General features: G+C 63.5%; 29 protein-coding genes. 13 read left to right on the forward strand and 16 right to left on the reverse strand.

From position 1 onward, the window contains the following. Nucleotides 1-50: 50 nt before the first annotated feature. From GQY20_RS27625 to GQY20_RS27640, 4 genes are read left to right on the forward strand one after another with little or no spacing between them, the layout of a single operon-like run. Complete coding sequence (locus GQY20_RS27625) at nt 51-761, forward strand: SDR family NAD(P)-dependent oxidoreductase (RefSeq protein WP_157220395.1); 711 nt, start codon at nt 51-53, stop codon at nt 759-761. A 24-nt stretch (nt 762-785) separates the two neighbouring features. After that, a complete protein-coding gene (locus tag GQY20_RS27630; RefSeq protein ID WP_157220396.1) occupies nt 786-1,022 on the forward strand; it encodes a tautomerase family protein in 237 nt (78 codons plus the stop codon). A gap of 23 nt (nt 1,023-1,045) precedes the next feature. Then, nucleotides 1,046-2,116 (forward strand): NAD(P)H-dependent flavin oxidoreductase, encoded by a 1,071-nt coding sequence (locus GQY20_RS27635; protein ID WP_157220397.1) that lies wholly within the window; start codon nt 1,046-1,048, stop codon nt 2,114-2,116. A 14-nt stretch (nt 2,117-2,130) separates the two neighbouring features. Then, nucleotides 2,131-2,619: a DUF3237 domain-containing protein gene (locus tag GQY20_RS27640; RefSeq protein ID WP_157220398.1), complete on the forward strand. Its 489-nt coding sequence runs from the start codon at nt 2,131-2,133 to the stop codon at nt 2,617-2,619. Between the two features lie 12 nt (nt 2,620-2,631). Here GQY20_RS27640 and msrB read toward each other — a convergent pair whose 3' ends face one another. Both msrB and GQY20_RS27650 read right to left on the reverse strand, forming a co-directional pair. Beyond that, complete coding sequence (msrB, locus tag GQY20_RS27645) at nt 2,632-3,117, reverse strand: peptide-methionine (R)-S-oxide reductase MsrB (RefSeq protein WP_198351241.1); 486 nt, start codon at nt 3,115-3,117, stop codon at nt 2,632-2,634. After that, entirely contained in the window at nt 3,110-4,162 is a 1,053-nt protein-coding gene (locus GQY20_RS27650; protein ID WP_157220400.1) for an alpha/beta fold hydrolase, read from the reverse strand. The genes msrB and GQY20_RS27650 overlap by 8 nt, the downstream gene beginning before the upstream one ends. Before the next feature lie 386 nt (nt 4,163-4,548). Between GQY20_RS27650 and GQY20_RS27655 the strand changes: the two genes are divergently transcribed. Genes GQY20_RS27655 through GQY20_RS27665 form a run of 3 tightly spaced genes read left to right on the forward strand, consistent with a single transcriptional unit; the run spans nt 4,549 to nt 6,638 of the window. After that, nucleotides 4,549-5,073, forward strand: a complete 525-nt coding sequence (locus GQY20_RS27655; RefSeq protein WP_157220401.1) for a hypothetical protein — start codon at nt 4,549-4,551, stop codon at nt 5,071-5,073. A gap of 12 nt (nt 5,074-5,085) precedes the next feature. Next, nucleotides 5,086-5,724, forward strand: a complete 639-nt coding sequence (locus GQY20_RS27660) for an isochorismatase family cysteine hydrolase (RefSeq protein WP_157220402.1) — start codon at nt 5,086-5,088, stop codon at nt 5,722-5,724. A gap of 2 nt (nt 5,725-5,726) precedes the next feature. After that, nucleotides 5,727-6,638 (forward strand): alpha/beta fold hydrolase, encoded by a 912-nt coding sequence (locus GQY20_RS27665; protein WP_157220498.1) that lies wholly within the window; start codon nt 5,727-5,729, stop codon nt 6,636-6,638. 101 nt (nt 6,639-6,739) lie between these two features. On the opposite strand, the gene GQY20_RS27670 is transcribed toward GQY20_RS27665, so the two are convergent. The 3 genes from GQY20_RS27670 to GQY20_RS27675 are packed head-to-tail and all read right to left on the reverse strand — an operon-like array spanning nt 6,740 to nt 8,618. Further along, nucleotides 6,740-7,168, reverse strand: coding sequence for an epoxide hydrolase N-terminal domain-containing protein (locus GQY20_RS27670; RefSeq protein WP_198351242.1), 429 nt, complete (start codon nt 7,166-7,168; stop codon nt 6,740-6,742). Beyond that, nucleotides 7,165-7,308: a hypothetical protein gene (locus GQY20_RS32320; RefSeq protein ID WP_198351243.1), complete on the reverse strand. Its 144-nt coding sequence runs from the start codon at nt 7,306-7,308 to the stop codon at nt 7,165-7,167. The genes GQY20_RS27670 and GQY20_RS32320 overlap by 4 nt, the downstream gene beginning before the upstream one ends. A gap of 23 nt (nt 7,309-7,331) precedes the next feature. Then, nucleotides 7,332-8,618: a carbohydrate porin gene (locus GQY20_RS27675; protein ID WP_232476300.1), complete on the reverse strand. Its 1,287-nt coding sequence runs from the start codon at nt 8,616-8,618 to the stop codon at nt 7,332-7,334. Between the two features lie 204 nt (nt 8,619-8,822). On the opposite strand from GQY20_RS27675, the gene GQY20_RS27680 reads away from it, so the two are divergent. The 4 genes from GQY20_RS27680 to GQY20_RS27695 are packed head-to-tail and all read left to right on the forward strand — an operon-like array spanning nt 8,823 to nt 11,548. Beyond that, nucleotides 8,823-9,773 carry an enoyl-CoA hydratase/isomerase family protein gene (locus GQY20_RS27680; RefSeq protein WP_157220403.1) on the forward strand — a complete coding sequence of 317 codons (951 nt, stop codon included), beginning with the start codon at nt 8,823-8,825 and terminating at the stop codon, nt 9,771-9,773. Continuing rightward, nucleotides 9,770-10,495, forward strand: coding sequence for a hypothetical protein (locus GQY20_RS27685; RefSeq protein ID WP_198351244.1), 726 nt, complete (start codon nt 9,770-9,772; stop codon nt 10,493-10,495). Before GQY20_RS27680 ends, GQY20_RS27685 begins: the two co-directional genes overlap by 4 nt. A 22-nt stretch (nt 10,496-10,517) precedes the next feature. Continuing rightward, on the forward strand, nt 10,518-11,105 hold the full coding sequence (locus tag GQY20_RS27690; RefSeq protein WP_157220404.1) for an NADPH-dependent FMN reductase: 588 nt from the start codon (nt 10,518-10,520) through the stop codon (nt 11,103-11,105). Nucleotides 11,106-11,125: 20 nt separating this feature from the next. Next, nucleotides 11,126-11,548: an OsmC family protein gene (locus GQY20_RS27695; protein WP_157220405.1), complete on the forward strand. Its 423-nt coding sequence runs from the start codon at nt 11,126-11,128 to the stop codon at nt 11,546-11,548. A gap of 490 nt (nt 11,549-12,038) precedes the next feature. On the opposite strand, the gene GQY20_RS27700 is transcribed toward GQY20_RS27695, so the two are convergent. Continuing rightward, nucleotides 12,039-15,698, reverse strand: a complete 3,660-nt coding sequence (locus tag GQY20_RS27700; protein ID WP_332836115.1) for a PAS domain-containing protein — start codon at nt 15,696-15,698, stop codon at nt 12,039-12,041. Beyond that, nucleotides 15,698-16,498 (reverse strand): MEDS domain-containing protein, encoded by an 801-nt coding sequence (locus GQY20_RS32695; RefSeq protein WP_232476290.1) that lies wholly within the window; start codon nt 16,496-16,498, stop codon nt 15,698-15,700. Before GQY20_RS32695 ends, GQY20_RS27700 begins: the two co-directional genes overlap by 1 nt. A 41-nt stretch (nt 16,499-16,539) precedes the next feature. On the opposite strand from GQY20_RS32695, the gene GQY20_RS27710 reads away from it, so the two are divergent. Next, on the forward strand, nt 16,540-16,914 hold the full coding sequence (locus GQY20_RS27710) for an SDR family NAD(P)-dependent oxidoreductase (protein WP_157220407.1): 375 nt from the start codon (nt 16,540-16,542) through the stop codon (nt 16,912-16,914). Between the two features lie 208 nt (nt 16,915-17,122). Here GQY20_RS27710 and GQY20_RS27715 read toward each other — a convergent pair whose 3' ends face one another. The 7 genes from GQY20_RS27715 to GQY20_RS27740 all read right to left on the reverse strand — a co-directional run bounded on the left by GQY20_RS27715 (nt 17,123) and on the right by GQY20_RS27740 (nt 22,287). After that, the gene (locus GQY20_RS27715) at nt 17,123-17,293 is read right to left on the reverse strand and encodes a hypothetical protein (RefSeq protein ID WP_157220408.1); all 171 of its coding nucleotides are present in this window, start codon (nt 17,291-17,293) and stop codon (nt 17,123-17,125) included. A gap of 415 nt (nt 17,294-17,708) precedes the next feature. After that, complete coding sequence (locus GQY20_RS27720; RefSeq protein ID WP_232476291.1) at nt 17,709-18,917, reverse strand: epoxide hydrolase family protein; 1,209 nt, start codon at nt 18,915-18,917, stop codon at nt 17,709-17,711. Between the two features lie 711 nt (nt 18,918-19,628). Further along, nucleotides 19,629-19,766 (reverse strand): hypothetical protein, encoded by a 138-nt coding sequence (locus GQY20_RS32975; protein ID WP_332836113.1) that lies wholly within the window; start codon nt 19,764-19,766, stop codon nt 19,629-19,631. Then, complete coding sequence (locus tag GQY20_RS27725; RefSeq protein ID WP_332836114.1) at nt 19,763-20,443, reverse strand: SDR family NAD(P)-dependent oxidoreductase; 681 nt, start codon at nt 20,441-20,443, stop codon at nt 19,763-19,765. Before GQY20_RS27725 ends, GQY20_RS32975 begins: the two co-directional genes overlap by 4 nt. Further along, nucleotides 20,440-21,111 carry an ATP-binding protein gene (locus tag GQY20_RS27730; RefSeq protein WP_157220409.1) on the reverse strand — a complete coding sequence of 224 codons (672 nt, stop codon included), beginning with the start codon at nt 21,109-21,111 and terminating at the stop codon, nt 20,440-20,442. Before GQY20_RS27730 ends, GQY20_RS27725 begins: the two co-directional genes overlap by 4 nt. Before the next feature lie 110 nt (nt 21,112-21,221). Further along, entirely contained in the window at nt 21,222-21,851 is a 630-nt protein-coding gene (locus GQY20_RS27735) for a response regulator transcription factor (protein WP_198351245.1), read from the reverse strand. A gap of 64 nt (nt 21,852-21,915) precedes the next feature. Then, the gene (locus GQY20_RS27740; protein ID WP_157220410.1) at nt 21,916-22,287 is read right to left on the reverse strand and encodes a response regulator transcription factor; all 372 of its coding nucleotides are present in this window, start codon (nt 22,285-22,287) and stop codon (nt 21,916-21,918) included. A gap of 450 nt (nt 22,288-22,737) precedes the next feature. Between GQY20_RS27740 and GQY20_RS32700 the strand changes: the two genes are divergently transcribed. Then, entirely contained in the window at nt 22,738-23,004 is a 267-nt protein-coding gene (locus GQY20_RS32700) for an alpha/beta fold hydrolase (RefSeq protein WP_408641144.1), read from the forward strand. 667 nt (nt 23,005-23,671) lie between these two features. On the opposite strand, the gene GQY20_RS27750 is transcribed toward GQY20_RS32700, so the two are convergent. Together GQY20_RS27750 and GQY20_RS27755 are read right to left on the reverse strand one after the other, a co-directional pair. Continuing rightward, nucleotides 23,672-24,913 (reverse strand): EVE domain-containing protein, encoded by a 1,242-nt coding sequence (locus GQY20_RS27750; RefSeq protein ID WP_157220411.1) that lies wholly within the window; start codon nt 24,911-24,913, stop codon nt 23,672-23,674. A gap of 99 nt (nt 24,914-25,012) precedes the next feature. Next, the gene (locus GQY20_RS27755) at nt 25,013-25,831 is read right to left on the reverse strand and encodes a hypothetical protein (RefSeq protein ID WP_157220412.1); all 819 of its coding nucleotides are present in this window, start codon (nt 25,829-25,831) and stop codon (nt 25,013-25,015) included. Between the last annotated feature and the right edge of the window lie 47 nt (nt 25,832-25,878).

The raw sequence follows: 25,878 nt of genomic DNA on the forward strand, positions 1-25,878 counted from the left end.
TACGGGCGAGCTTTCCCGTCCCGTCTTCACATGCGCAAAGGTTCAATGTCATGAGCAATGCACAAAAAGTCGCCGTCATTACCGGCGCTTCGCAGGGTATCGGCGCCGCACTCGTTGACGCCTATCTCGACCGTGGGTATCGCGTCGTCGCGACCTCGCGTTCTATCCAGCCGTCGAGCAATCCCGACGTGCTGGCGATTGCCGGCGACATCGGCGACCCCGAAACCGGTCCGCGCGTCATTGCCGCCGCGCTCGAACAATTCGGCCGCGTCGACACGCTCGTCAACAACGCCGGCATCTTCGTCGCGAGCCCCTTCACCGGCTACAGCGCCGATCAATATACCAGCGTCGTATCGACCAACCTCAACGGCTTTTTCTACATCACGCAGGCCGCGGTCGCGGCGATGGAAGCGGCGGGGCGCGGCCATGTCGTCAGCATCACGACGAGCCTTGTGGATCACGCCAATTCGAACGTCCCGTCGGTGCTTGCCTCACTGTCGAAGGGCGGCATCAATGCGGCGACCAAGAGCCTCGCGGTCGAATATGCAAAGCGCGGTCTCCGCGTGAATGCCGTGTCGCCGGGCATCATCAAGACCCCGATGCACGCCCCCGAAACGCACGAGTTCCTCTCGGCGCTGCACCCGGTCGGCCATATGGGCGAAACGTCGGACATCGTCGATGCCGTCCTCTTTCTCGAAAATGCGCCCTTCGTGACGGGCGAGATCCTGCACGTCGATGGCGGCCAGTCGGCCGGCCATTAATCGGCTCAGCCAAGGAGAAAGACCATGCCTATCATCACCGTCCAATTGACCCGGGAAGGTACCGAACCCGGTGCCGATCATGTGACCGCAGAACAGAAGGCCGCGATCTACAAGGGGATGAGCCAAGTCCTGCTCGACGTGCTCGGAAAGCCGCTCGACTGGACATGGGTTGTCTTCCAGGAAGTCGAGATGGAAGATTGGGGCTGGGGCGGTATGCCCGTCGCCGAGTATCGCAAGAAGCTCGCGGCAGCCTCCGGCTGATCTGCTCGACCTTGGAGACGATTATGAACACCCGCCATCTTACCAGCTTGCTTGGCATCGAATTGCCGATCATCCAGGCACCGATGGCGGGTGTCTCTTCGCCTGCCATGGCCGCGGCCGTCAGCAATGCGGGCGCGCTCGGCTCGATCGGGGTCGGCGCGACCGACGCCGAGGGAGCGCGTGCCATGATTGCCGCGGTCCGCGAGCGAAGTGCGAGGCCTTTCAACGTCAATCTCTTCTGCCACGCGCCCGCTGTCGCCGATGCGGCGATCGAAGCCGCGTGGATTGCCCGCCTCGCGCCGCTGTTCGCCGAATTCGACGTGGATGCGCCGCACGTGCTGGACGAAATCTACCGTAGCTTCGTCGACGACGAACCGATGCTGCAAATGCTACTCGACGAGCGGCCGACGATCATCAGCTTTCATTTTGGCTTGCCTTCCGAACTGGCAATCCAGGCGCTGCACGATGCCGGCGTCACGTTGCTCGCATCCGCGACCAGCCTTGACGAAGCGCGGATCGCAGAGCGTGCTGGCGTCGATGCCGTCGTTGCGCAGGGATGGGAGGCTGGCGGGCATCGCGGCGTCTTCGATCCCAACGCGCCCGACGATCGGCTCGGCACGATGGCGCTCACGCGGCTGCTCGTCGATGCGATCGAACTTCCGGTCATTGCGGCGGGCGGTATCATGGACGGTGCGGGCATTGCCGCCGCGCTGGATCTGGGCGCCGCGGCGGCGCAGCTCGGCACCGCCTTTATCGCCTGCGACGAAAGCCTGGCCGATGCCGGCTATCGGGCCGCGCTGGCGAGCGACGCCGCGCTGCATACGCAAATGGTGCGCGCGGTGTCAGGGCGCCCGGCGCGCATATTGGCAAACCGGTTCGCCGCGCTTGATGACGAGGTTTCGGCGACGCAGATCCCGACCTACCCGATCGCCTATGACTTGGGAAAAGCACTGCACGCGGCGGCCAAGTCGCGTGGCGAACATGGTTTTGGTGCGCAATGGGCGGGACAGGGGGCGCCGATGGCGCGCGCCATGCCCGCCGGCGACCTCGTCGCAACGCTGGCGGCCGAGATATCAGCGGCCCGAAAGCCGTGAAAGGATCAGGCAAAATGGATGATTTCGGCGAAGCCTTTGCCGCGCTCGGCGAGCTGCGCGCGCGCGCGCTGTTCGTGATGAAGGTCGGCGTCGATCATATCCATGCAATCGGCGGACCAGCCGGAATCGACCGGCGCGTCGGCGAGATGGTGGCCGGGCGTTTCGCGGGCGAGCGCCTGTCGGGCGATGTCCTGACCGGCGGCGCCGACTGGCAGATCGTGCGCGCCGACGGCGCAATCCTGCTCGACGCGCGGGTCGTGCTGCGCACCTATGACGGCGCCGAGATTGCGATGGAATATACGGGCATCCGTACCGGGCCGGCCGACATTATCGCGCGGCTGGGGCGCGGCGAGCTGGTCGATCCTGCCGACTATTATTTTCGCATCGCGCCGCGCTTTTCGACGTCCGATCCGAGATACGAATGGCTGAACCGCATTATGGCGGTCGGCATCGGGCACCGGCTTCCCGAAGGACCTGTCTACAGCGTGTTCGAGATTGTCTGAGGGCGGCAGGATTTATCCCCGCCATACCAGTCCTTCAGGCGCGCCGCGGCCGAGACGGTCGGGGAGCGTTTCCCCGACGGCGACGAGCTCGAGCGAGCCGCTGTTGATGCAATAGCGCAGGCCCGTCGGCAGCGGCCCGTCGGGGAAGACATGCCCCTGATGCGATCCGCAGCGCGCGCAGACGATCTCGGCACGGATCATGCCGTAGCGCCTGTCTTCGATCGTCTGGAGATGGTCGGCACTGAACGGCGTCGTGAAGCTCGGCCAGCCGGTGCCGCTTTCGAACTTGGCGCCGGCGCGGAAGAGCGGCAGGCCGCAGAGGCGGCAGCAATAGACGCCCTCGCGCTTTTCATAAAGGAAGAGGCCGCAAAAGGGTGCTTCCTCCGCGTGGTCGAGGAGGAGGCTGCGCTCCTCGTCGGTGAGCGCGGCGGCGAGGTCGTGCCGTTGCAGCCGTGTCAGCGGCGCCAGGTCGAACAGGTCGCTCCCGACCTCAGCCACGCGCGACGTCCTGCACTGCCTGAGCGAACGCCTGCGGGGCTTCCTGCGACAGATTGTGACCGATGCCGCCGCCGATGTCGCGATGTTCGTAGCGGCCCGTGAACTTCGCGCGATAGGCGGCGGGCGGGGGGTGCGGCGCGCCATTGGCGTCGCCTTCCATCGTGATCGTCGGGACGCCGATCGTGGGCGCCGCCGCGATCTGGCGGTCGAGGTCGGCGTAGCGCGCTTCGCCCTGGGCGAGGCCCAGCCGCCACCGGTAATTGTGGATCACGATATCGACATGGTCGGGATTGTCGAACGACGCTGCACTGCGGGCATAGGTGGCTTCGTCGAAATTCCATTTGGGCGAGGCGAGCTTCCAGATCAGCCGGTTGAAATCCTTGCGGTTCTTGTCGTAGCCGACGCGGCCGCGCTCGGTTGCGAAATAGAATTGATACCACCATTGCAGCTCTGCCTCGGGCGGCAGCGGCACCTTGCCCGCTTCCTGTCCCGCGATGAGATAGCCACTGACCGCGACAAGGCCGGTGGTGCGTTCGGGCCAGATCGCGGCGACGATGTCGGCGGTGCGCGCGCCCCAGTCGAAGCCGGCCAGCACGGCGCGCTTGATCTTCAGCGCGTCCATGAAATCGATCAGGTCCTGCGCGAGCGCCGCGGGCTGTCCGTTGCGGAGGCTGTCCGCCGCAAGGAAGCGTGTCGGGCCATAGCCACGCAGATAGGGGATGAGGACGCGATAGCCCTTCGCGACCAGCAGCGGCGCGACATCGGCGAAGCTGTAGATGTCATAGGGCCAGCCGTGCAGCAGGATCGCGACCGGCCCCTTGGCAGGGCCCATGTCGATATAGGAAATATTGAGGACACCAGCGTCGACCGATTTAAGCGGCGGGAAACCTCGGCCGGTCGGGGGTGCAGTCTGGGCAATTGCCGGTTGTGGCGCTGCACCGGCGCTCGCGAGACTCAGTCCGAGCTGCGCCGCGACGGTAACGCCGGCGACGCCGAGAAATTGCCGGCGGTCCGACAGGCCCTGTTCGAAAGCGGATAGCTGCACGTCGTTACACCCCTTTGTCTGGGCCTGTCGCGCCGGAAGTGGGACGCGGACGGACTGGGCGGGGGAGGGAGGAGAGTCCGTCCGCGTCCTCTGCCCAGCGTGGCGAGCGGGTGCCACGCCGGGAATTCGATTGACTCAGTCGTTCGCTTACGTCGGCGTTCGACCCAGCCAATATCGCGGGGCTTCGGCGGCAAATCGATTATACGTTTGTGTTGTCGACACCATCGTATCGATGGGTCGTGCAGGCCCTCGGCGACGGCCGCATGCTGACACCAAAGTTCAATAACGGTGGCGATAGCGCCTTCCTATCTCCGCCTCACAGGCTCGTTGCATGGATTGCTTCCATGCCCGTGCAACGGTGCCGCCCTCCGGCAAAGGATAGAGACATGGCCAACCCCGAAATCGTCGATTCCAGCTTCACCGCGATCATCAACGCTCCGATCGGCAAGATCGACCTGCCCGCCTGGGCGTTTTCGCTCCCCGAACATGAATATCAGGGCTGTTCGCCCGCGCATGTCGCCGCGGGCGCCACCACCGCGCCTGACGGCCGGCGGATGTCGATCAACGTCGAGATCATCGGCGGAACCTTGATGGTCCAGCATTACGTCGAAACGCTGGCGGAGAAGGATCATCTGGTGCTGGAATCAGTGTCGGACATCTTCCCGCCCGCGGGCCGCACGACGATCCACGTCAAATGGGAACTCAGCGTCAAGGATCTGGGCGATGGCCGCTGCGAGTTCGTCAACCATGTGCAAACGCACGCGACCGATGAATTCCTAACCTACCTCGATCGGCAGGGCATCCCTTTCGAAGCCTTTGCGGCGCAGCGAAAGCCGATGTCGCTGGCGCACAATGCCGGCGAGACGCCGCTCTTCGCCGAAAGCATCGAACGCTTCGCGCTGCGTGGTTGAAGGAGAGCGGCCATGGCATTGCTGACCTACAAACGAGCGTCGACCGCGCTTCTTTTCATCGATCCCTATAATGATTTCCTCTCTGAAGGCGGAAAGGCATGGCCGCGCGTCGGGCCGATCGCCAAGGAGATCGGCCTGCTCGACAATTTGCGCGCGATCGTCACGGCCATCCGCAAGGCGGACATCCGCGTCGTCATCGCACCGCACCGCCGCTGGGAGCCAGGCGACTATCAGGATTGGGATCATCCCAATCCCACGCAGATCGGGATCATGAGCCGTCACAGTTTCGCCCGCGGCGAATGGGGCGGTGAATGGCATCCCGACTTCGCGCCGCAACCCGGCGATATCGTCGCCAAGGAACATTGGGCGCAGAGCGGTTTTGCCAACACCGACCTCGATCAGCAGCTCCGCCAGCACGGGATCACGCATGTCATTCTTGTGGGGCTGCTCGCCAATACCTGTGTCGAATCGACCGGGCGCTATGCCATGGAACTGGGTTATCATGTCACGCTGATCCGCGACGCGACCGCCGCCTATTCGAAAGAGATGATGCATGCGGCACACGAGCTCAACGGGCCGACCTATGCGCATGCGATATTGAGTACCGCCGAGTTGCTCGACGCGATAGCGACGGTGGAGGTGGCCGGGTGAGTATGGCCACCCTGCTCACTGCGGCGGCGCTTGCGTCGTCGCCCGTCACCTATCAGCGCATCGAGGTCGACGGGGTCGGTATATTCTACCGCGAGGTCGGCCCGAAGGACGCGCCGGTGGTCGTGCTCCTGCACGGCTACCCCTCTTCGTCGCGAATGTACGAGCCTTTGCTGCGCCGGCTGTCGGGACGCTATCGGCTGATTGCGCCCGACTATCCGGGCTTCGGGCACAGCGATGCGCCGCCGCCGGGGGAATATATCTATACGTTCGACCGTCTGGCGGCCACGACCGGCGCGTTTCTGAAACGGCTGAAAGTCGACCGCTACACGCTCTTCCTGCAGGATTACGGCGGCCCCGTGGGATTCCGCATCGCGATGAAAAATCCCGAAAAGGTTCAGGCGATCATCGTCCAAAACGCGAATGCCTATAGCGAGGGGCTTGGCGCCAAATGGACTGCGATCGCTAATTATTGGGCCGACCGTGCTCTGCATGGCGATCAGGTCGACAAATTCGTCTCGCTTGAAGGGGCCCGGGAGCGCCACATCGGGCTCAGCCCGAACCCCGAGCGATACGATCCCGACAGCTGGACCGACGAATATACGTTTCTGTCGCGGTCAGGGCAGCGTCAGATTCAGGCCGATCTGCTCTACGACTACCGTACCAATGTCGCCTCCTATCCCGCATGGCAGGCGTGGCTGCGCAAGCACCGCCCGCCGCTGCTCGTGATGTGGGGGCGTTACGATCCCTCGTTCATAGTCCCGGGCGCCGAAGCCTATGCGCGCGATGTTCCGGGTGCCGAGATCCACCTGCTCGATGCAGGGCATTTCGCGCTCGACGAAAAGGCGGACGAGGTTGCCGGCCTAACATTCGATTTCCTCGATCGCCGCTTAGGGAAATCTAATCCCGCTCCCTGAAGCTGGCGACGGGAGGGGGCCGGTCTACCCGGTCCCTCCCTATCGAGAGCGCAGCGACTTGAGGGTTGCACGCAGCTCCGACGTGACCGCCACGGGCTATTCTAAGCCGCGAAATGGCCGCTCTTGGGCAAGCGATTATAGTGGACCAGCTTCGGATAGGCTTGCTCCGCCGAGCTCTGCGGCGCAATGTAGTTTGCGTGGGGAAAGGCGCTGACTCGCATCAGGATCTTCACGCCTTTCGGCGCGAAGAAAGGCAGCTTGCTCTCCCAATAGAGCCGCGCCGATGACACTGCGGTGCCGGTCAGCCAATATAGGGTGACATTGTCGAGGACGTCATCATGCGCCTCGCCTTTGCACCAGTCCTGCTCCTTCTCCCAATAGGTTGCCAGTTTGCGCATCGTCGCGAGCTTTACGCCTTGCGATGCGTCGGGGACGAGTTTCTGGCTCCGCCATTTGGACGCAGCGATGCGGCACTTGAGGTCCGCAAGCGCCGCATCGGTCGCACGGAATTTGAATGGACGGATGCTCACCCTCCCGATCCCGATGGGCTCGACAGAGCCTCGTCCACCACATCGCTCGCCTGGGCCCAGACGAGGATGATCAGGCTCGATCCCACCGCCGCGGAGGCAAGGAAATTTCGTCTTCCGAGCAAATTATGGAAAATGGACATGCTGTTTCTCCTTCGTTGAAAAATCAGAGGCGCAGCACTGCCTTGAGTCCCGCGACACCGACCGCACCCGCATCGCGGCGGCCGCCGGGATGGTGTATCCACTGGACATTGGGGCGAAGGTCGAGCCAGCCGACTGGCCTAAAGCCGTAGAAAAGCTCGAACGCATATTCTGCGCCGCGTGGCGGCCGTCCGGCGAGGCGTTCGGCCTGATCGAGCCGGTTGTTGACGTGCGTTCGGGCGGCGGCGAAACCCACCATGTCGCCCGCGACATCCGACAGCGGATCGCGCAGGAAAAGCCCAACGACGACCTGATTGTCGATGCGCGATGTGCGGCGATCGGCGGCAAGGGCGTTGAAAAAGACGCTGACTCCCGAGATACTGGTGCCGCGTGCCGAACGCCCGCTCACTTGCTGCTCGATCGCCAGCCAGACGCCATGCGCCGATCCGCGTTGCAGCGGCGCCCGGCCGGTCAGAATTGCGGCTTCTCGAGCGACGTCGAGGAACAGGTCGGGTGCATCGGCGGTGCTCACCCAGCCACCGATCTTAAAGCTGCCCACCGCGCCGCCATCGCCGCCCCCCGTCAGACCGAACTCGATCGGAATCAGCGCGCCGGTCGCGCCCCTGAAACGCCCGATGGTAAAGATCTTGTCGAGATTACGAGGATTTTCCTCATAGATGCCGATCTGTGCGTAGGCACCGCGATGCGCGGCCCGAAGTCGTAGCCCCCATTGGCTGACGGGCCAGTTGTACCAATAGTCGGTGACGATATTTCCCGGCTGCGAGCCGCAGAAGCTGAGGTTCTGGAAGGTGCAGGAAAAGGCGGAGAAGTCTTCGCTCGGCGCAGTCCTGCCGCCCTTCACCGCGATGGCCCCATTCGCAAAGCGTTGCTCGTACCAGAATTGCGTCAGGCGCCAGGTCCGGCCGCGGCCATAGATCTCCTGCACTTCCTGAAGCGTGCCGAGCCCCGCCTTCGTATCGAGCTGCAGACCGTGGCGGTAGGTAATCGTCGCCTGAAAGCTGCCGTCCGTACCCGCGATCCGCTGCATGTCAAACTGTAAGCCGACACCGAACTCGCCGGTTTCAGTGACCCCTTGCCGTTCGCCGCCGCGAAAATTCCAGGCGGTTTCGGCGACATAATGCCCGGTGAGCTCGATCCCGGCATCGGTGAGGCGAGGGCGAAGGCCCAAAACGTCACCTGCCATCGTAGACGCGGGCGCCGTTTCGTCGGCGTTTTCCTGCGCCTGCGCGGCCGCAGTGATCGACAATGCGATCAGAAGTGGCGCAACGATCTGTCTGCCCGAAAATGTCACCAACGCGCCCTCCGTTGACCGATCGGTTTTCCGACCGACTTCGATGTGGCGCGGGCGCCGCGGGCGGCCCTTGTCCGATGGTATTCATAGACCTTAGTATCGGAGCCGAACTCGGCACCGATGTTAATACCATGGTGCAATTGGGATCGTCCGACCGCCTCCCATCTGTCGACCCGAACCCACCAGTTTCGGGAAGGTCGGATTATGGCAATTGCAAAGAAAGTCGCTGCGGCTTTTGCGCTGGCATCGCTCACCATCGCCGCTGCGGAAGCGAAGCCCAAGGCATCAGCCACAGCGGCCGCATCTGCGGCCGCCAGCGAACAGTTTCGGATCATGAAGGTGACGCCGGCCTACTGGCGGGTGACGATCGACAAGCCGCCGTTCAATATCTATAGCCCGGACTCGATGGCGCCGTTCAATCGGGTCATCACCGCGATCGAAAATGATCCCGTGCTGAAGGTCGTCGTATTCGATAGCGCGATCCCGGGATTCTTCCTGACACACTATGATTTCTCGGTGCCGCTCGACCAGACGACCAGCATGCCCCCCGGACCGACCGGGCTGCCGCAGCTCCCCGACATGCTCGTCCGGCTCAGCAAGGCGCCCGTCGTATCGATCGTGTCGATCCGCGGCCGCGCAACCGGCGTCGGCAGCGAATTGTCGCTGGCGAGTGACATGCGATTTGCCAGCCGCGAAAAGGCAATCCTCTCGCAGTTCGAGATCGGCGCGGGTTTCGTGCCGGGCGGCGGGCCGATGGCGCGGCTTCCGCGCCTCGTGGGCCGCGGCCGGGCCCTCGAAATCCTGCTCAGCGGGAATGATATCAATGGCGAGATCGCCGAACGCTACGGCTATGTGAACCGCGCTCTTCCCGACGCCGAACTCGACGGCTACGTTGATGCGCTGGCGCGCCGCATCGCCTCGTTCGACAAGCAGTCGATCGCCCAGATCAAGGCGTTGGTGAACGTGGCGAGCCTGCCGCCTGATGGCGCGATAGGCGCCGAGTGGGCCGCGTTTCTCGAATCGGTCCAGCGTCCCGCGGCGCAGGAACTGATCCGCCGATTGATGCAGACGGGCCTTCAGAAGAAAGCCGACGTTGAAACCAATCTCGCCAAATATACCGGCGAAGCGAACATCCAGCGGAACGCAGGGCAATGACGGTGCATCCGCTGCTCGCCGAAGCGCTCCATGCGCATGGCGGCCTCGAACGCTGGCGGCAATTCGGCACGCTGTCGGCGACGATCGTCACAGGTGGCGAATTCTGGGCAATGAAGGACATCGTCCAGGATTCCGATCCGCGCCGCAGCACCGTCGATCTCCGCCGCGAATGGGCCTCGCTTAACCCCTATGGCAATCCCGACTGGACCTCGGTCTTCACGGCTGACCATATTGCGATCAAGGATGCGGATGGCGTCGTCGTCGCCGAGCGCTTAGATCCGCGCGCGGCGTTCGCGGGGCATGACATGACGACGCCATGGGATCTGCTGCACCGCGCCTATTTCAACGGCTATGCGTTGTGGACCTATTTCAACGCGCCGTTCATCCTTGTCGATGGCGATTTCGCGATTGAAGAAATTGCAGCGATCGAGACCGATGGAGAAACATGGCGCGGCTTGCGGGCCATGTTTCCCGAGCGGATCGCGACCCATAGCCGCGCACAGGATTTCTATTTTGGCACCGACGGGCTTCTGCGCCGCCATGACTATCATGTTGATGTCGCGGGCGGGTTCGCAGGCGCCCACCTCCTATTCGATTATGTCGACGTAGAAGGGATCATGCTGCCGACGCGCCGCCGGGCCTATCAGCGCAACGAGGACCTCAGCGTGCGCCTCGATCCGCTGATGGTGTCCATCGACCTTAGCGATTTTCGCTTCGGCTGATCATCTGGAAGGAGTGAACGACATGGAAAAGCCCCGGATCGGCATCATCATCAGCACGACACGCGCTATGCGTTTTGCCGACAAACCGGCCCAGTGGATTCATGATCTTGCTGTAGCTCGCGGAGACATGGATGTCGAACTGGTCGACCTTCGCGACTATCCGATGCCCTTCTTCGACGAGCCGGCATCGAACGCATACGTCCCCTCGGCGAACGAGGTAGCGCAGCGCTGGCAGGAGAAGATCGCCGGGTTCGACGGCTACCTCTTTGTTACCGCTGAATATAACCACAGCATCTCCGGCGTCCTGAAGAATGCGCTCGACTACGCCTATCCCGAATGGGCTCGTAAGCCGGGCGCCTGCCTCGGATATGGCAGTGTCGGCGCTGCGCGGGCGTGTGAGCAGCTGCGGCTGATCATGGTGGAGCTGCAGATGGCGCCGACCCGCAACGGCGTGCACATCCAGGGTGGAGATTTCTTCGACGCGCTGCAGAACGGTCGCGATATTACGGACCTTCCGTTCATCGGGCCAAACGCCGAATTGATGCTGGATGAATTGCACTGGTGGGCCATCGCGCTTTCGACCGCGCGCGCCGCGGCGCCGCCGTCCTGATCTGATCGAGGAGACTATCGATGATACGCAAAGGCAAGGCTGTATGGCGCGGCACCGGCCGCGACGGCTCGGGAGAACTCTTCACCGATTCGCGCGCACTCGATGCCACGGCCTACTCGTTCAGGACGCGCTTCGAGAGCGACAGGGGGACGAACCCGGAAGAATTGATCGTTGCTGCGCACGCGGGCTGTTTCACTATGTCGCTCGCGTTTCAACTTCAGGCGGCGGGGTTCATCCCGGGAATTATGACGACCGAGGCCGCTGTAAAACTCGAACAAGATGGTCAGAGCTTCACCATCTCGCGCTCCGATCTGACGTTGCGCGCTGACGTGCCGGGAATCGACGAGGCGAAGTTTCGCGAACTGGCAAGGCAAGCCGAACTCACCTGCCCTGTGTCGAAGCTCATGCGCGCGGTTATCACGCTCGATGCCGATCTGGTCTGAAAAAGACGTCTTTCAGAGCAGTGGCTCTTCGACGGTTTTCAGCGCAACAGCCAAGTGCCTACTAGCCACAAATTGGCTGCAACGATCAAGGCGAACAGGCTCCATGCGATAGAGCGCACGAACGGACCGCTGGCGAAGGCGCCCGAGCGGGAGCCCGTCCAGGTTCAGGGCCACGGACTGTCGATCGCGGGGTCTAGCGGACTGGACCCGCTTCCTCGGAGCGAAACCTCGTACCGACCTCGAGCGGCGCGGCACGAGCACGAGGCCGGGTGTCATCGCCGCGACGTCCGGCAGATCCGACACTTGCCAGTCACTCAACTCGTCTGTGCGGATGACGGTGGCGATTGTCGGCACCCGCAGCGCCTCTTCTTCGCGCTTTCGGGCGCTCACGACGATCCGTCGTGGCCGGTGTCCTGCGCCGCCACATCCGGTACCCAGCAGAGCAAAGCGCTGACCGTCGCGCTGAGCAGTCCTGCGCCACGCACGCCCATCAACGAACTTGCCCTGGCTCGGAGGGGAGGCCGTGGCCCGCGTCGGGGGCGCACGGAATCGAGAATGCGAAGGTCGAGCCCGGCCCCTCGTTCGCACTTGCCCAGAGCTTGCCGCCGTGCCGCTCAACGATCGAGCTGCTCACGGACAGGCCGATGCCCATCCCGTTAGACTTGGTCGTGAAGAAGGCGTCGAAGATTTTTTCGAGGTTCTCGGCCGCGATACCGCTGCCAGTATCCCGCACAGCGACCTGAACCATGTCTGCCGTCACCTGCCGGGTCTCGACGGTAATCTGCCGCGAACCGGTCGTGCCGGCATCGACCGCGTCGGCCGCGTTGAGGACGAGATTCAAGATGACCTGCTGTAACTGGATGCGATCGCCCATGACGGAGCGGAGTTCCCGATCGAGCGCGGCTTGGGAGGCGATGCGGCGACGCTGCAGGTCATGCGTGCAGATCGCAATGACTTCCTCGATCGCCTCGTTCAGGTCGAGCGGCTCGGCGGCGAAGTTCTGCTTGCGGAACAGGCCGCGGAGTCGCTGGATGACTTGCGACGCCCGGTTGCCGTCGCGAAGGCCGCGCTGGGCGGTCTTGATCGCGCCCTCGATGTCCGGTGGATCCGTCGACAGCATGCGGATGCATGTGCTGGCATTGGTGATGATCCCTGCCAGCGGCTGACTGACTTCGTGGGCGATCGACGCGGTCAATTCGCCCAGGCTGGCCACGCGCGTGACGTGCGCCAGTTCTGACCGCACCTTGTCGAGGCCCTCTTCGGCCACCTTGCGTCGGGTGATGTCCTGAGCGACGCCCACACACTCCCTACGGCCGTCTTCATATCGGAATATCAACGTGGTTCCGCTGATGTATTTGATCCTCCCGTCCGGCATCACGTACCGCTCTTCGGTCTGGGGGATGTCTTCCCCCCTGAAGACCTTGGCGACTCGCTCCTCGACACGAGCGCGATCGTCGGGATGGACCATGGGCAGGAGGTTCACCGACTTGGGCTCGATGCTCTCGTCCAACTCCCAGATCCGGTACATCTGAGGCGACCAGACGAGCTTGTTGTTGTTCAGGTCCCAGTTGAACCAGCCGGTCTCGCTGATCTGCTCTGCCGTCCGGAGGAGATATTCCCGGCGTTTGAGTTCGTCCTCCGCGCGCCAGCGCTCGATCGCAATGCTGGCGATCTGCACGGCGCGGTCAATGATATCTTTGTCTCGTGGCTGCAATTCCCGCGAGTGCCGCTGAAAGATCCCGAGGCAACCCAACACGCTTCCGTCCCGCGCTGCAATCGGAACGAACCATGCCGAGCGCAGGCCGTGATCCCGAAGCAGTTCGTGGAACTTCGTCCCGGCCCAATCCGGGTGGTCCTCGATGTCGGCGACGATCAGTTGACGCTTGCGAGAAACCGCCAGATCCCAAGGCGAGGACTCAGGTGACAAGGGGGTTCCGGGCTGCGAGGAGGCGACGCCAGACGGAAGCGAGGGAGCCACGGCGTGCTCGAAGACGGTGCCGGAGCCATCGAGCGTCCGCACCTGACAGACACAGTCGGCCAACGCGCCCTCGACCACGGCGCACAGCGCACTCAGGATCTCAAGAAGCGGCCTGCCCGACGCGATAAGCTCGAGCAGCCGCCGCTCCCCGGCAAGCATCAGTGTCGCTCGCTTCTGATCGTCGACGTCGACCTTGACGCCATACCACTTGACGATGTTGCCCTGCGCGTCGCGCAATGGATGGGAGCGGAAGCTGAACCAGCGATAGGTTCCATCATGCCTGCGCAACCGAGCCTCAACATCGCCTCCGGTGCGCTCGCGGTCGAACTGCTCCCAGGCGCCGGTGACGATAGACAGGTCGTCAGGATGGATCACACGCAGCCACTGCCAGTCGCGCAGATCCTCGAGCGCGAAGCCGACATAGTCCAGATAGTGGCGGTTGAAGAAATCCGCGGTGCCATCCGCTCGCGCAGACCAGGCGAGTGCCGGGATCGTATCGATCGTCAGCCGGAGATTCTCCTCGCTCGCCTTGAGCGCGTCTTCGGCCAGCTTGGGGTCGTGGATATCGTTCACCACGCCGTGCCAGGCGACGATCGTCCCATCGCCATCGCGCAGCGGGCTCGCCAGATTGTCGCACCAGCGATATTCGCCGCTGCGGTGCAGGAAGCGGACCTCCCGCCTATAGGACCGGCCAGCGGCCACCGCGCCGAACCACGCTTCGACCGTTCCTTCGCGATCCTCGGGATGGGTCAGGTGCACCCATTCCGAGGCAAGAATCCGTTCCTCGTCGCGTCCGAACCAATCGCGCAGTTGCGGATTGAGGTAGTTCACCGAACCGTCCGGGCCGGCCGAGAAAACATAGGCAGGGATAGTGTCGATGATCTGCGCGAGATGGCGCTCGCTGGCTCTCAACGCCTCCTCGGACAGCTTCAGATCATGGATGTCGACGCATGCGCCGAACCATTTCAGGATCCGGCCGTCGCCGTCGCGCAGCGGCAGCGCCGTCGTCAGGTTCCAGCGATGGCTACCCGCGGCACTGTTGAAGTGCCGAACCTCGACCGAATAGGGCTCGCCCGTCGCGACGCAGTGCGACCAGATACGAGCCGTCGGCTCGCGATCGTCGGGGTGAAGCAGGTTCACCCATCCGCCGTTCATCACTTCCTGCGCGGCGAGCCCACTATAGGCGAGGAGCCGTTCGTTGCAGTAGTCGATGTTTCCTTCCGCAGTCGCGCTCCACAGCATCTGCGGGAAGGTCTCCACCTGTTGGCGCAGCCGTCTTTCGCTGGCGCGGACCGCCTCTTCGGCGCGACGTCGATCGTCGATGTCGGTCAGCAGAACATGCCAGGCGACGATCGCGCCATTCGCGTCGCGCATGGGACGGCCGCGATTATCGAACCAGCGATACTCGCCGTCGAAGCAGCGCAGGCGCTGCTCGATGACATAGGGCGTGCCGGTGGCGATCGACCCGCCGAACACCTCCGCGACGTGGGGCAGGTCGTCCGGGTGGACGATCCCGTTGCTGCCCCAGTTGCGCAATTCCTCGATAGGCTGGCCGCAATATTCCTCGATCTGCCGGTTGACGCGCTCGACCTGTCCATCCGGACCCAGCATGGCGACAAAACCGGGAATGCCTTCGATCAGCGAGAGAGCGCTGAGCTCGCTTGCCTGGAGACGTTCGTCGCGCCGAAGCCGCGCCTCCTGAAGGGCGAGCAGCGCCTGGTTGCGCGCGACGCCTAGGAGCAGCCTTTCGGTGTCGCTCGGGAAGTCCGCTCGCTCCGCTGCGGCTGCGACCACGCCGAAGCCGCTACGCAGCCCGAGGGGCAGCGTCGCGATCGAGACCTGCTTGCCGAACAGCTCCCCGGTGGCCGCCGATGGCCAATTCCGGGGATCCGCGCCGAGCAGTCGACGCCATTCCGCGCCCGCGGTTGCGGGACCGCTGGCCGCATCCCAGCCGGGAGCGGCGAAGGTACCGTCCGGCTCGCCCTCGAGCGCGACGAACACCTGATCCAGGCGCAGCACCGTAGAAAGCGCCTCACCCAGCGTTCGGATGATTTCCGGCGCCTCACGACCGTTCCAGGCGGCCGAGAGCGCGAGCAAGCCCATCAGGTCGCCCAGGCCGCCGCGCAGCCGCGCGATTTCCAGGTCCCGGGCATCCTGCGCCGGGACCTTCATCACGGCATGTCCCCGCGGGCGCCCTCTCGCTCCGCGCGCTCGCGGAGGAATCGTTCGGGCGGAACGAAAAAGGGATTCTCCTGCAACACGTGGCCGATCAGAACGATCGGGTGCGTGCGCATGATATCGATCACCATATCGCCGCTCATCTGTCTCACGTCGTAGACGCAGATCACCACATCCTTGTGGCGGCTCCACACTGCGTTCACGCGAGCCTCGAATCTGAGCACATCATCGAACAGCGGGCGGCTGTCCCCGGTCCAGTCCATGTTGCACACGATCCGGCTGAGCGGGTAGCCGGACGGGTCGTTTCCGCTCGCCATCGCTTCGAACGCCGCGAGCATCCGGTCCGCATCGAACCGCCCTCCGGAAAGATAGGTGTCGGTGTTGCTGCGCACGTCGAGTTGGCCACGGGCCAGGGCGTCCGGCACATCGATGCCCGCTTGCTCCAGCCGTCGGAGATGATCCGTTTCCCGGTCCGAACCGACGATATGAACCGCCTTCTCGCGGCAGGCGAAGCCGTCGACGATGAAGGGCATCAGGACGCGATGGGCCTCGTCGTCGCCATCGAAAAGGGCGCAGACGTGACGCACCTCGCCCAGGTGCGCACAGCCCAGCTGAATTGAGGCTGCCCCACCCATGCAATGCCCCCTGCCGACACTGGAGTTCCGTTTTCGACATTGCGCCGGAGAGGATGCACTGCGGCGCGCCGATCGGCTACAGATACCATAGTATCGGCCCACCGCCATATGCCTGATCCCTTGGTAATCGTGGATACTTAGATCCAATCGGCGCGACATACCGGCTTCCCCATCTGATCGCCACAAGCGCGTTCGGCGGGATGGGAGTAACGTCCCTGACATCGCTCGAGGGAAAGGTTGCGCTGATCACCGGGACTGCCGGAGACCAGGGCCGGGTGGCCTGCGCGGTCTTCGCTTGTGAGTGCGCGCGGGTGATCGGATGCGACATCCGCGCCGCGGAAAACGAGGAGACCGTGCGCGGAATGCGCGCGGGCGGCGGGGAGATGACCGGCTTCGCTCCGGTGGACCTGACCGATCCGGCGCAGGCCGGGCGCTTCGTTGCGGCCGCGGCGGAGGTCTATGGCGGCATCGACATGGTCTACAACAATGCCGACGCCGCGCGCTTCGGGCCGGTGGCGTCGATGCCGATCGAGGACTGGCGCGCGACCATCTCTGGCGAGCTCGATTCCAGCTGATATGTGACGCATTGCGCCTGACCGCATCTGGTGGCGCGCGGCGGTGGCGTGTTAATCAACGTCGCCTCGATGGCGGGGATGATCGAGTTTCCCGAGCCGCCGATGGCAGCTTACTGGTGGACGATCGCGCTCAGGACCGCGCGCGGCTAATCGCGAGCGAGACCTGAAGGGGCCGTCCCGTACGGCGGGGCGGCCCTTTCGATTCGCGTCAGGTGAACCGGATGTCGCTTAAGTCGATCCACACCATCTGCATGCTGAGGACCGGGCGCCGGTCTGGTCCGCGGGTGTCCGCGCGGCGTTTGGTCGGCAGGACAATGCCGTAGACGCGAACATGGTCGGAGGCAAGCTGGGCCGCAGCGAAGCCGCCGGCGATGTTCACCCGGCAATCGTGGCACCGCAGCGTCATCCTCTCGTCGAAGAAGAAATCCTGCTCCTGGCTGTAAGTCTCGATGGATACCGGAAAGCGCGCGCAGCAAGCGCCACTGCGCGCAATCCTCGTCCCAGGGCTCGACTTCCTCGACCGACACGTCTTCCATCGCCATCAGGAACGGCGTGGCAAGATAAGTCCAGAGCGCCTCGCCGTTGAAATAAGCGCGGTGGAGCGGATGCGCTCTCTGCGAAGGCGCCATGAACGAGGACGATCGCGGGTCGCTGGAGCGAGCCTCATCAGGACATGCGCGAGACAGCGGCCCAAGCCTCAAACAAACTGGGTCACGTTCATCGCGGTTCTGCAGGAAGCTGGGTTGGGGGCGGCGGACGGGAGGGATGGGCCACCGCTCCCGGGGCGGGCGCAATCAACGCAGCGAGCGAAACGCTGCCCGCATGTCCTCGACGAGGAGCTGGGGCTGCTCCCATGCCGCGAAGTGCCCCCCCTTCTCGTGACGTTTGTAGAAGATCAGCTTGGGGAAGGCCTTGCGGGTCCAGCTCTCGGGCGCGGTGTAGATTTCGTCCGGAAAGGCGCTCACTGCCACCGGAATCTTGACACCTTTCGGCGCGAAGAAGGCGAGCTTGCTCTCCCAAAACAGCCGGCCGGAAGACAAGCCGGTGCCGGTCAGCCAATAGAGCGTGATGTTGTCGAGGATATCGTCGCGCGTCAGCCCTTCCATCGCGCCGTCGAACACACGATTGATCAGCTTTTGGCTCTGCGGATCATGGTCGATCATCCAGGCTGCGAGCGCGATGGGCGAGTCGTCGAGGCCGTACAGCGTCTGTGGCCTCGCGCCCATTTCCGAAGCGTAACCGACTCGGTGTTTGTAGAAGAAGTCGAGCTGGTCCCAGGCATATTTCTCTTCACTTGAGAGGTCGGTCGGCACGGGGCCGCCGCTCAGGGCGGCCGAAATGGCGTCGGGGAGCGTGCCGGGCATGTTGGTGTGGATGCCGAGCAGCCCCTTGGGCTGCTGGACCGCCATCTGCTCGTTGACGGCGTCGCCCCAGTCACCGCCCTGAGCGACGTAGCGGCTGTAGCCCAGCCGCCCCATCAGCGTGGCCCAGGCCCGCGCGATCCGCTGCGGATCCCAGCCGAGCTCGGCCGGCGGCGGCGAGAAGCCGTAACCGGGGAGCGAGGGAACAACGACATGGAACGCGTCCGTGGCCGTGCCGGCGAAAGCGGTCGGATCGGTCAGTGGCTTGATGATCTTGAGCTGCTCGATGACCGAGCCGGGCCAGCCATGGGTGATGATCACCGGAAGCGCGTCGGCATGCTTCGACTTCACATGGATGAAATGGATGTCGGTACCGTCGATGCGGGTGACGAACTGAGGATATTGATTGAGGGTCGCCTCCGCCCGGCGCCAGTCGTGGCTCTCCGCCCAATATTTCGCCAGCTTCTGCATCGTCTCGAGCTTCACGCCCTGAGTGTCGTCCGGCACCAGCTCTCGGCTTGGCCAGCGGGTCGCGAGGATACGGCGCTTCAGATCATCGAGCGCACTGGCGGAAGCGTGGAACTCGAACGCTGCGATCCCGGCGCCGGCTTCAACTGCGTTGGTGGAAGTATAGGCTGACATCATCGTGTCCTTTCCATGTGCCTTCGGGCGGTTTGCTAGCGCGGGCATCAGCACGCCGAGCGAGCCCAGCAGCGTGGAGCCAAGGAACAGGCGTCTCGGAAGGGAAGGCATCGTGTTCATGGCGGAATCCTCCTGCGGCAGGTCGTCTGCTACGTCGGATTTGTTCGCTGGCCCGTCGCTTTGCGATTGGACCTTGGTGTCTAGATGCTTTGGTGTAGGTCCCCCCTCAGGTGTCGGCGGCCACTCGCGCGCCGGGGCTGAGCTCGACTGGCGTTCTCGATCACCACCACGCCCTGCTCGTAGACGAGGAACATCGATTGATAGGCGTTGTCGGTGACCAGGTAGGGCCGCGGCCCAGCTGCTGAAGCCGATAGCCCTTCACGGGGTCGATCGGAGGTCCCACGCTTTCTGGCGGCACCGGCATATACCGATCCTCCCGCACGCTTATTGGCGCGATCGCTGGCATTTGCGAATAGGGCGCGCCCGCGCTTCCCGGGCGACCTGGACCGCCACCTCCGGAGCGCCGGCCGCCGCAGCCTACCGCGGCGAGCATGATGGTCACGGACCGGCGAACCCGCCGGCCGAATCTGGTGTTCCAACGCATCTCGGTCTTCCTCGCAGTCTGGTTCATTGCCGTGCGATCGGGATATCGAGGGGGCTGGACGCAGTATTGGATCAAGGTCTTGCCGATACGATCGTCTCGATGTGCGATCAGCTGCCCGCGTCTGTGACAGCGCCCAGGCCGAAGCGCGCCGCCGGTTTCACGTGCGAAAGATTGGGCAGCAATGCGTCGCGCGCGCGCGTGAACGCTTCCCAATCTGCGGCGTCGGGGAGCGACGGGATCGTCACCAGCTCACCTTGATCGAAGCCTGCGAGCGCGGCGTCACCGCATCTTCGGCGCTCATCACGATCGTGTCGGGCAGCTGCTCCACCGGCATCCCTGAAATTCGCCAGAAGTCGGTGGCCGTGGCGCCCGGGAGCACGACCTGGACGCGTACGCCCTTCGGCTCGAGCTCGCGATGCAAGGCCTCGCTTAGCGCGACGACGAAAGCTTTGGTGCCGCCATAGACGCCGTTGAGCAGGCGCGGCGCCAGTGCCGCGATCGAGGCCATGTTGATAATAGCGCCTTCGCCGCGCGCTGCGAAGGCGGACGCGGCCGCCATCGCCAGACGCGTAACGGCCCCGGCGTTGAGGTCGATCATCGCCGCCATGGTTTCAGGGTCCGACTCGAGCAGTGAGGCGGCCGAGCCAAAGCCTGCGTTGTTGACCAGCATCGCAATCGACGCGTCTTCGGTGAGCCGCTTGGCGATCTGGCGTTGGCCGGAGGGCGTGCCGAGGTCGGCCGCGAAGATCTCGACGGTCACGCCAGTGTCTGTCCCGATACCCGACGCCACTTCGGCAAGGCGGCTGGCGCTGCGCGCGACGAGGATCAGGTTCCAGCCGCGTCGGGCCAGCCGATCAGCATAGATGGCGCCGATCCCGGAGGATGCGCCGGTCACGAGCGTGGTGCGCGCGGGGGCACTCACAGCGTCTCTCCAGCCACGATCAGATCGCGCGCCCGCTCATCGTCTTTCGCTGGGATGCGCACCAGCACCAGGCACCCCTCCGCGGTGAAAGACCATTCGACCATGCCCTCAAGTTCCGCTACCAGCGCGCGGATCAACCCTTGGCCTCGTCCTGGCTCGGCTTTGGCGCGCGCCGTTCCGGTGTCGCGGACCAGGCACCGAACTTCGCCGGCATGATCGGCGATGTGTACCATGATGCGACCGGTACTATCGAAGCGGCCGTGACGTGCCGCATTGCGGATCAGCTCTGCGACGATCAGCCCCAAGCGCCAGCACCGGCTGGCCGGGAGCAGGATGTCCGCCGTGTGCAGCGTGAGCAGCAGACCGCGCTCGGCAAGGGTGGCGCGCGCGAAGCTGTTGCAAATGCGCCCGATATAGTCGGCGATATTTTCCCGCTCCGCCGTCCGCGGCGGCATGAGAGCGCGGTGAGCCTCGGCATGGTCGCGCAGCCGTTCTGCGGCATTTGCGAGTTCGGCCTTGAGCCGATTGTCGCCCGCGCGCGAGGCTGCCAGATTGAGTGACGCGATCGCCTCCGAATATTCGTTGACGACGCGATGGTTGATTTCCTCGACCAGGCTGAACGCCACCGGTACTGGAGATTGCCCGCTAGCTGCATTTTCCAAGACCATGCCGAATCTCCCGTTGCATTGGCCGGCAACTGCCGGTGTGCCGTGGGGAGAGTTGTGGACCGCTACCGCAAATCGTTCGATTGGACCTTGGTGTCGCGAAGACCTAGGTATCAGCGCCGCGAAGCGGTATCGAGTCCGAGCCGCTCGCTCATCTTGACCAGGTCTGCGAAGGAGCGCGCCTTCATCTTCTCCATAAGCCGCCCGCGATGCGCCTTGACGGTGATCTCACTGATCCCAAGTTCACCGCCCACCTGCTTGTTCAGCAGCCCTGCGACGATCAGGTGCATCACTTCGCGCTCGCGCCTGCTGAGGGAGGCGTAGCGGGCTGCGATTTGCTTGAGCTCGCGGCGTTCGCCGATCATCCGCTTGCTGGTCTCGATGGCCCGTTCAACTGAATCTAGCAGCACGTCATTGTCGAACGGCTTGGTCAGGAATTCGGCCGCCCCCGCCTTCATCGCGCGGACGGTCATCGGCACGTCGCCATATCCGGTCAGAAACAGGATCGGCAATTCGGGGTATTGTTCGGCGATCCGCCCCTGAAGATCGAGGCCGTTGTCATCGGGGAGGTGGATGTCCAGCAGAATGCAGCCCGGCCCCTCGACCGGCGTCTGGGCGAGAAAAGCGGCTGCCGACTCGAACGATCGTGGCTGCCAGCCGGAAAACCGGATCAGCGCCTCCACCGACTCGCGAACAGAGACGTCATCATCGACGATCATCACCAGGGGCCAGGCATCCTTCATCGGAAATGCTCCGGACCTGGCGGCTGAACCTGCATGCTGAGCGAGACTATACATCGACGACTCCTCATGTCTGACCAAGTGCACTGCGTACGGCCTCAAGCACCGCTTGCTCGCTGAAGGGCTTGAGCAGACAGGCGACGGCCTCGCTTCGGATCAGCTCGGGCAGCGAGCGTTCGATCGACTGCGCCGTGATGAAGATGATCGGCGTCATCACTCCCCGGCCTCGCAGCTCCCGCTGGAGCTCAGGACCCGACATGCCGGGCATCGCCACGTCGAGGATGAGGCAGTTCGCGTCGGCGATCATGCCGGATGCGAGAAAGTCCTCAGCGCACGCGAAAGGCATCGTCGAATATCCAAATGAACTCAGCAGGTCCGGCAGTGACTCCCGAACCGACTCGTCATCGTCAACGATCGCAATCCTCGCACGATCGTCCATCGCTAAACTGTCCTCCGGCGGTTCGGGGCAAGGTGAGGCAATCGGGCTTAGCCGTCCACAGATACTTTGGTGTCGGTCCACTTGGACCACGGAGCCATTGAAACTTTGGTAGCATTGTTCCGGTCACCGAACTGGCCAGATCTGGCATTTATCCCCGCACCTTTCTGGTCGGTATGCCGACGGAGTGTCGCGCCATGCAACTTGAACTCGGCCGCCGGCAGCTGCTGGGGGCTGCGGCGGCGGGCGCCGCTATGATAGGCGATCTCCCGCCGGGCTCCCAGGCGGTGCAACGACCTGGAGTTGCCGGTTCCCTTTCACCGGTTGCCACCCCGCAGGTCAGAGCCGGGCCGATGGAGATCGCCTATGCCGAACTCGGTCTCCGGACGGTGATGCCGCGATCCTGCTGCATGGCTGGCCCTACGACGTCCACAGCTTTGCGGAGGCAGCACCTTGCTGGCTGCAGCGGGATTGCGCGTGCTGATCCCATATCTGCGGGGCTTTGGCGCGACACGCTTCCTGTCTGCGGACACCATGCGGAACGGCCAGCTGTCCGCAGTGGCGTCCGACACAGTTACGATGATGGATGCGCTTGGGGTGTCGCGCGCCTTCCCCGCCGGGTTCGATTGGGGCACTAGAAGCGCAGACATCATCGCCGCGCTTTGGCCACACCGCTGCCGGGGCATCGTTTCGGTAAATGGCTACCTGATTGGGAGCTAAGCGGCCGGTCGTCTACCCTCGCCGCCGGCGGCAGAATTTCAATGGTGGTACCAGTTCTACTTCGCGACCGAGCGTGGCCGCGAAGGCTATGCGCTACCGCAAGGAGTTCGCACACCTTATCTGGCAGTCTTACGCCATGGGAGCGGACGTCCTCGGACGTCGTCGTACGTCCTCGGATTTCAGGCAGAAGAGGACTCGAATTCAACCCAATATTCCGCAGAAATAAGCCATTTCCGGGAGCATCTCGTGACCCGATACCTTCGTCGATACCTTGGCAAGTTTATGTAGAAAGGTTCGAGTCCCTTTCAGCCTTGATTCGGCAAAATGCTCGACTGATTCGACGCCTGATTTCACCTCGACGTTAGCAAAAGGCCCGCCGGATCGGCGGGCCTTCAGATGGTTACAACCGCTGCTAAGATGAGGGTGGGCGCGAGCCCTTCCAACCTCGAATTCAGGTAGCGACCGATAGTTGTGATGTGTTCAGTGATCTTGATCATAGGCTTTCTCCCCAGTTCTAAAAGTTCTTCGATGGTGAGATGAAGAAGGCCGTGACCAATGATGTGAGCGATCCAAACTCCGATATGTGCGATTGCCCCTCCACTAGGGAACTCGTGAGCAAGCCCTAGCCGAAATCGCCCAAAAAGTAAACGCGCGCATGATCGCACCCTTACGATAGGACCGTCCGAGGAATTGTCAGTGACGCGCCGTCGAGCGCAACGATCCAAGACGCTTCCGTGTCCAAGAGGACCGCGAACTGTCCGTAGTGGGCTTGCCGATGATGGTTGGGGCAAAGCACCATGATATTCGAAGCCCCAAGCGAGCCGGGCAGTAACCCGGCGACGGGCACGACGTGGTGCGCCTCGGCATAGGGTTCGCCGCTCGCCTTGACGAAGGCGATACCATCCAGGCCCAATGCCTCGCATAACTGACAGCGATGCTGGCGCGCCTTCTTAACCGCATCACCGATTGGTCCGCGCTCTATCCGCACGCTGACCGCGTGCCGCCGTGTCGGTGTCATCGAGGGCATCGCCGCTTCCAGCGCGCGTATCCCGGCCATCGATTGGGCGGCGCGCTGATCTTCGAGCTCCTGGACGCTCAGTCCGAGCGCGCCGGCTATCCATTCGAACGCCGACTGCGGGATCGGGGTGGTCGTGCGCTGGAGGCCGTGCCGGACGCGGTCGAGCAACTGATCGTCGGGCAAATCGGCAATGAGAAGCGGCGCATCGGGCAAATGCCGAACCGCGAGCCGGGCCCGATAGTCGGGAATCTGCGCGGCGGCAGGATCGACATAGAAGCGCGGGTCTTCATCGGTCCGCACTTGCGCCGGGTCGATTACCTCGACGATCGCGACGATAGCGGCCTTGCTCTTGTTGCCGCTGACCCGGCGCAGCAGACCGAGATCGCCGATCTGGACCAAGTCTCGATCATCCTTGCTGACCCGGTAAAGCAGATCGGTTCCCGCCTCTCGCATCCAGCCGTCAATGTTCCAGACCCCAGCGTTAGCTTGAAACGTCCAGAAGCCGGTCGGCGGCCATTGCCGGGTCGGAGCAGCAAGCGGCGACCGCAACGGCGCGAACTTAGTCCGCCGCGCCGGACCCGGAGCAGCCCCACCAAAGCGCTCCTCTGCATACCGATAATAGGTGTTGGCGGCGTGGCGAAGCGTTTGCATCACCGACACAATGTCGCCGCTCCATTTTAGCTTGGGGGGGAGCGGCTTGGCTGCTGCGGCATCAGCCGGCGAATATTCGAGTGCGTCAAGAACGGTGGCCATCTTGTCGTGGGCGTAGGCGTCATGAAGATCGCCGAAAATTTTCTCGAGACGACGTACGCGCGAAACCTGGTTGACGCGCGTTTTGTCGATGATCGGCTGGGTCGTTAGCCAGTCGCGATAGTCTTCGGCGTCGAGCATTTCGTCCTTTCAAACGGTGGATTGTGGCCTTGAATGCCGGTTGCAACAATGAGGTGGACATTACCTCCGTATCGTCGGCGCGAGTCCACGCACTGGCTTCTAAGTGTCGCGACCCGGCATCTGCGCCGCCTGCAGCAAGAAGCTTCGCAGAAACTCGGCACGGGTAGCGACTATACAACCATGGTCCGAGGGCCAGCCCCAGACCACGCCGGTCACTTGCGCCATGTCGGCAGTCCAGCGCTGCCCCAGCATCTTCGCGGCGACGAATTGCGTATTCCAGACCACAGAGCCGCTCAGCCCCGGCGGCAACGGCAGGCCTCGGGTCCCGATGACATCGGTCGCTAGATCGGGGCGGTAGTCGATACCAAAATGATAGCGGCTGGAGAAGCGGGGGTCGCTCGGCAGCGCGATCTCCCGTGCCGTGTAGCAGGTCGCCTGCGCGAACAGGGTGCCGAAGTGAAATTTGACGCGCTCGCCTGCAAAGCCAGTGAAGGCGAGCAGCTCGCCCTCGACCGGGTCATGCGCGATCGCGATTTCGTCGATCTCGATCGCCGTTGATCCGTGCTTTGTATTCCACATTGCCTCCGGCACAGGAAGCAGCGCCAGGTCTAGCGGTAAGCCGAATTGGACGTGATTGCCGACGAAGCGCCAGATGTCGTTTTGATCCTGAAGCTGCGAGGCCAGCGGCTGGGTCGGGGAACGGGCGGCGGCAACGTGCTCGTTGGTCAGCACAAAGACGCGCCCGCCATGTCGCAGGAATGCTCCGCTGCCCCAGCCTTCACCGTGATCGCCATGATCTTTGAAAATGGGTGCTCGCCGCGCCGCGAGATAGGCGGTCAAATCCTTTGAAACGCCCGGCATGGCGGCATTCCATTCAGCGTCGGAGAAAAGCAATTGTGGATCGGTCCGGTTGATCATTCCTTCATTTAGCATGGACCGAATCCGCTCCGCGATATTTGCGTGTG

Source organism: Flavisphingomonas formosensis (assembly GCF_009755815.1).
GTDB classification, from domain to species: domain Bacteria; phylum Pseudomonadota; class Alphaproteobacteria; order Sphingomonadales; family Sphingomonadaceae; genus Flavisphingomonas; species Flavisphingomonas formosensis.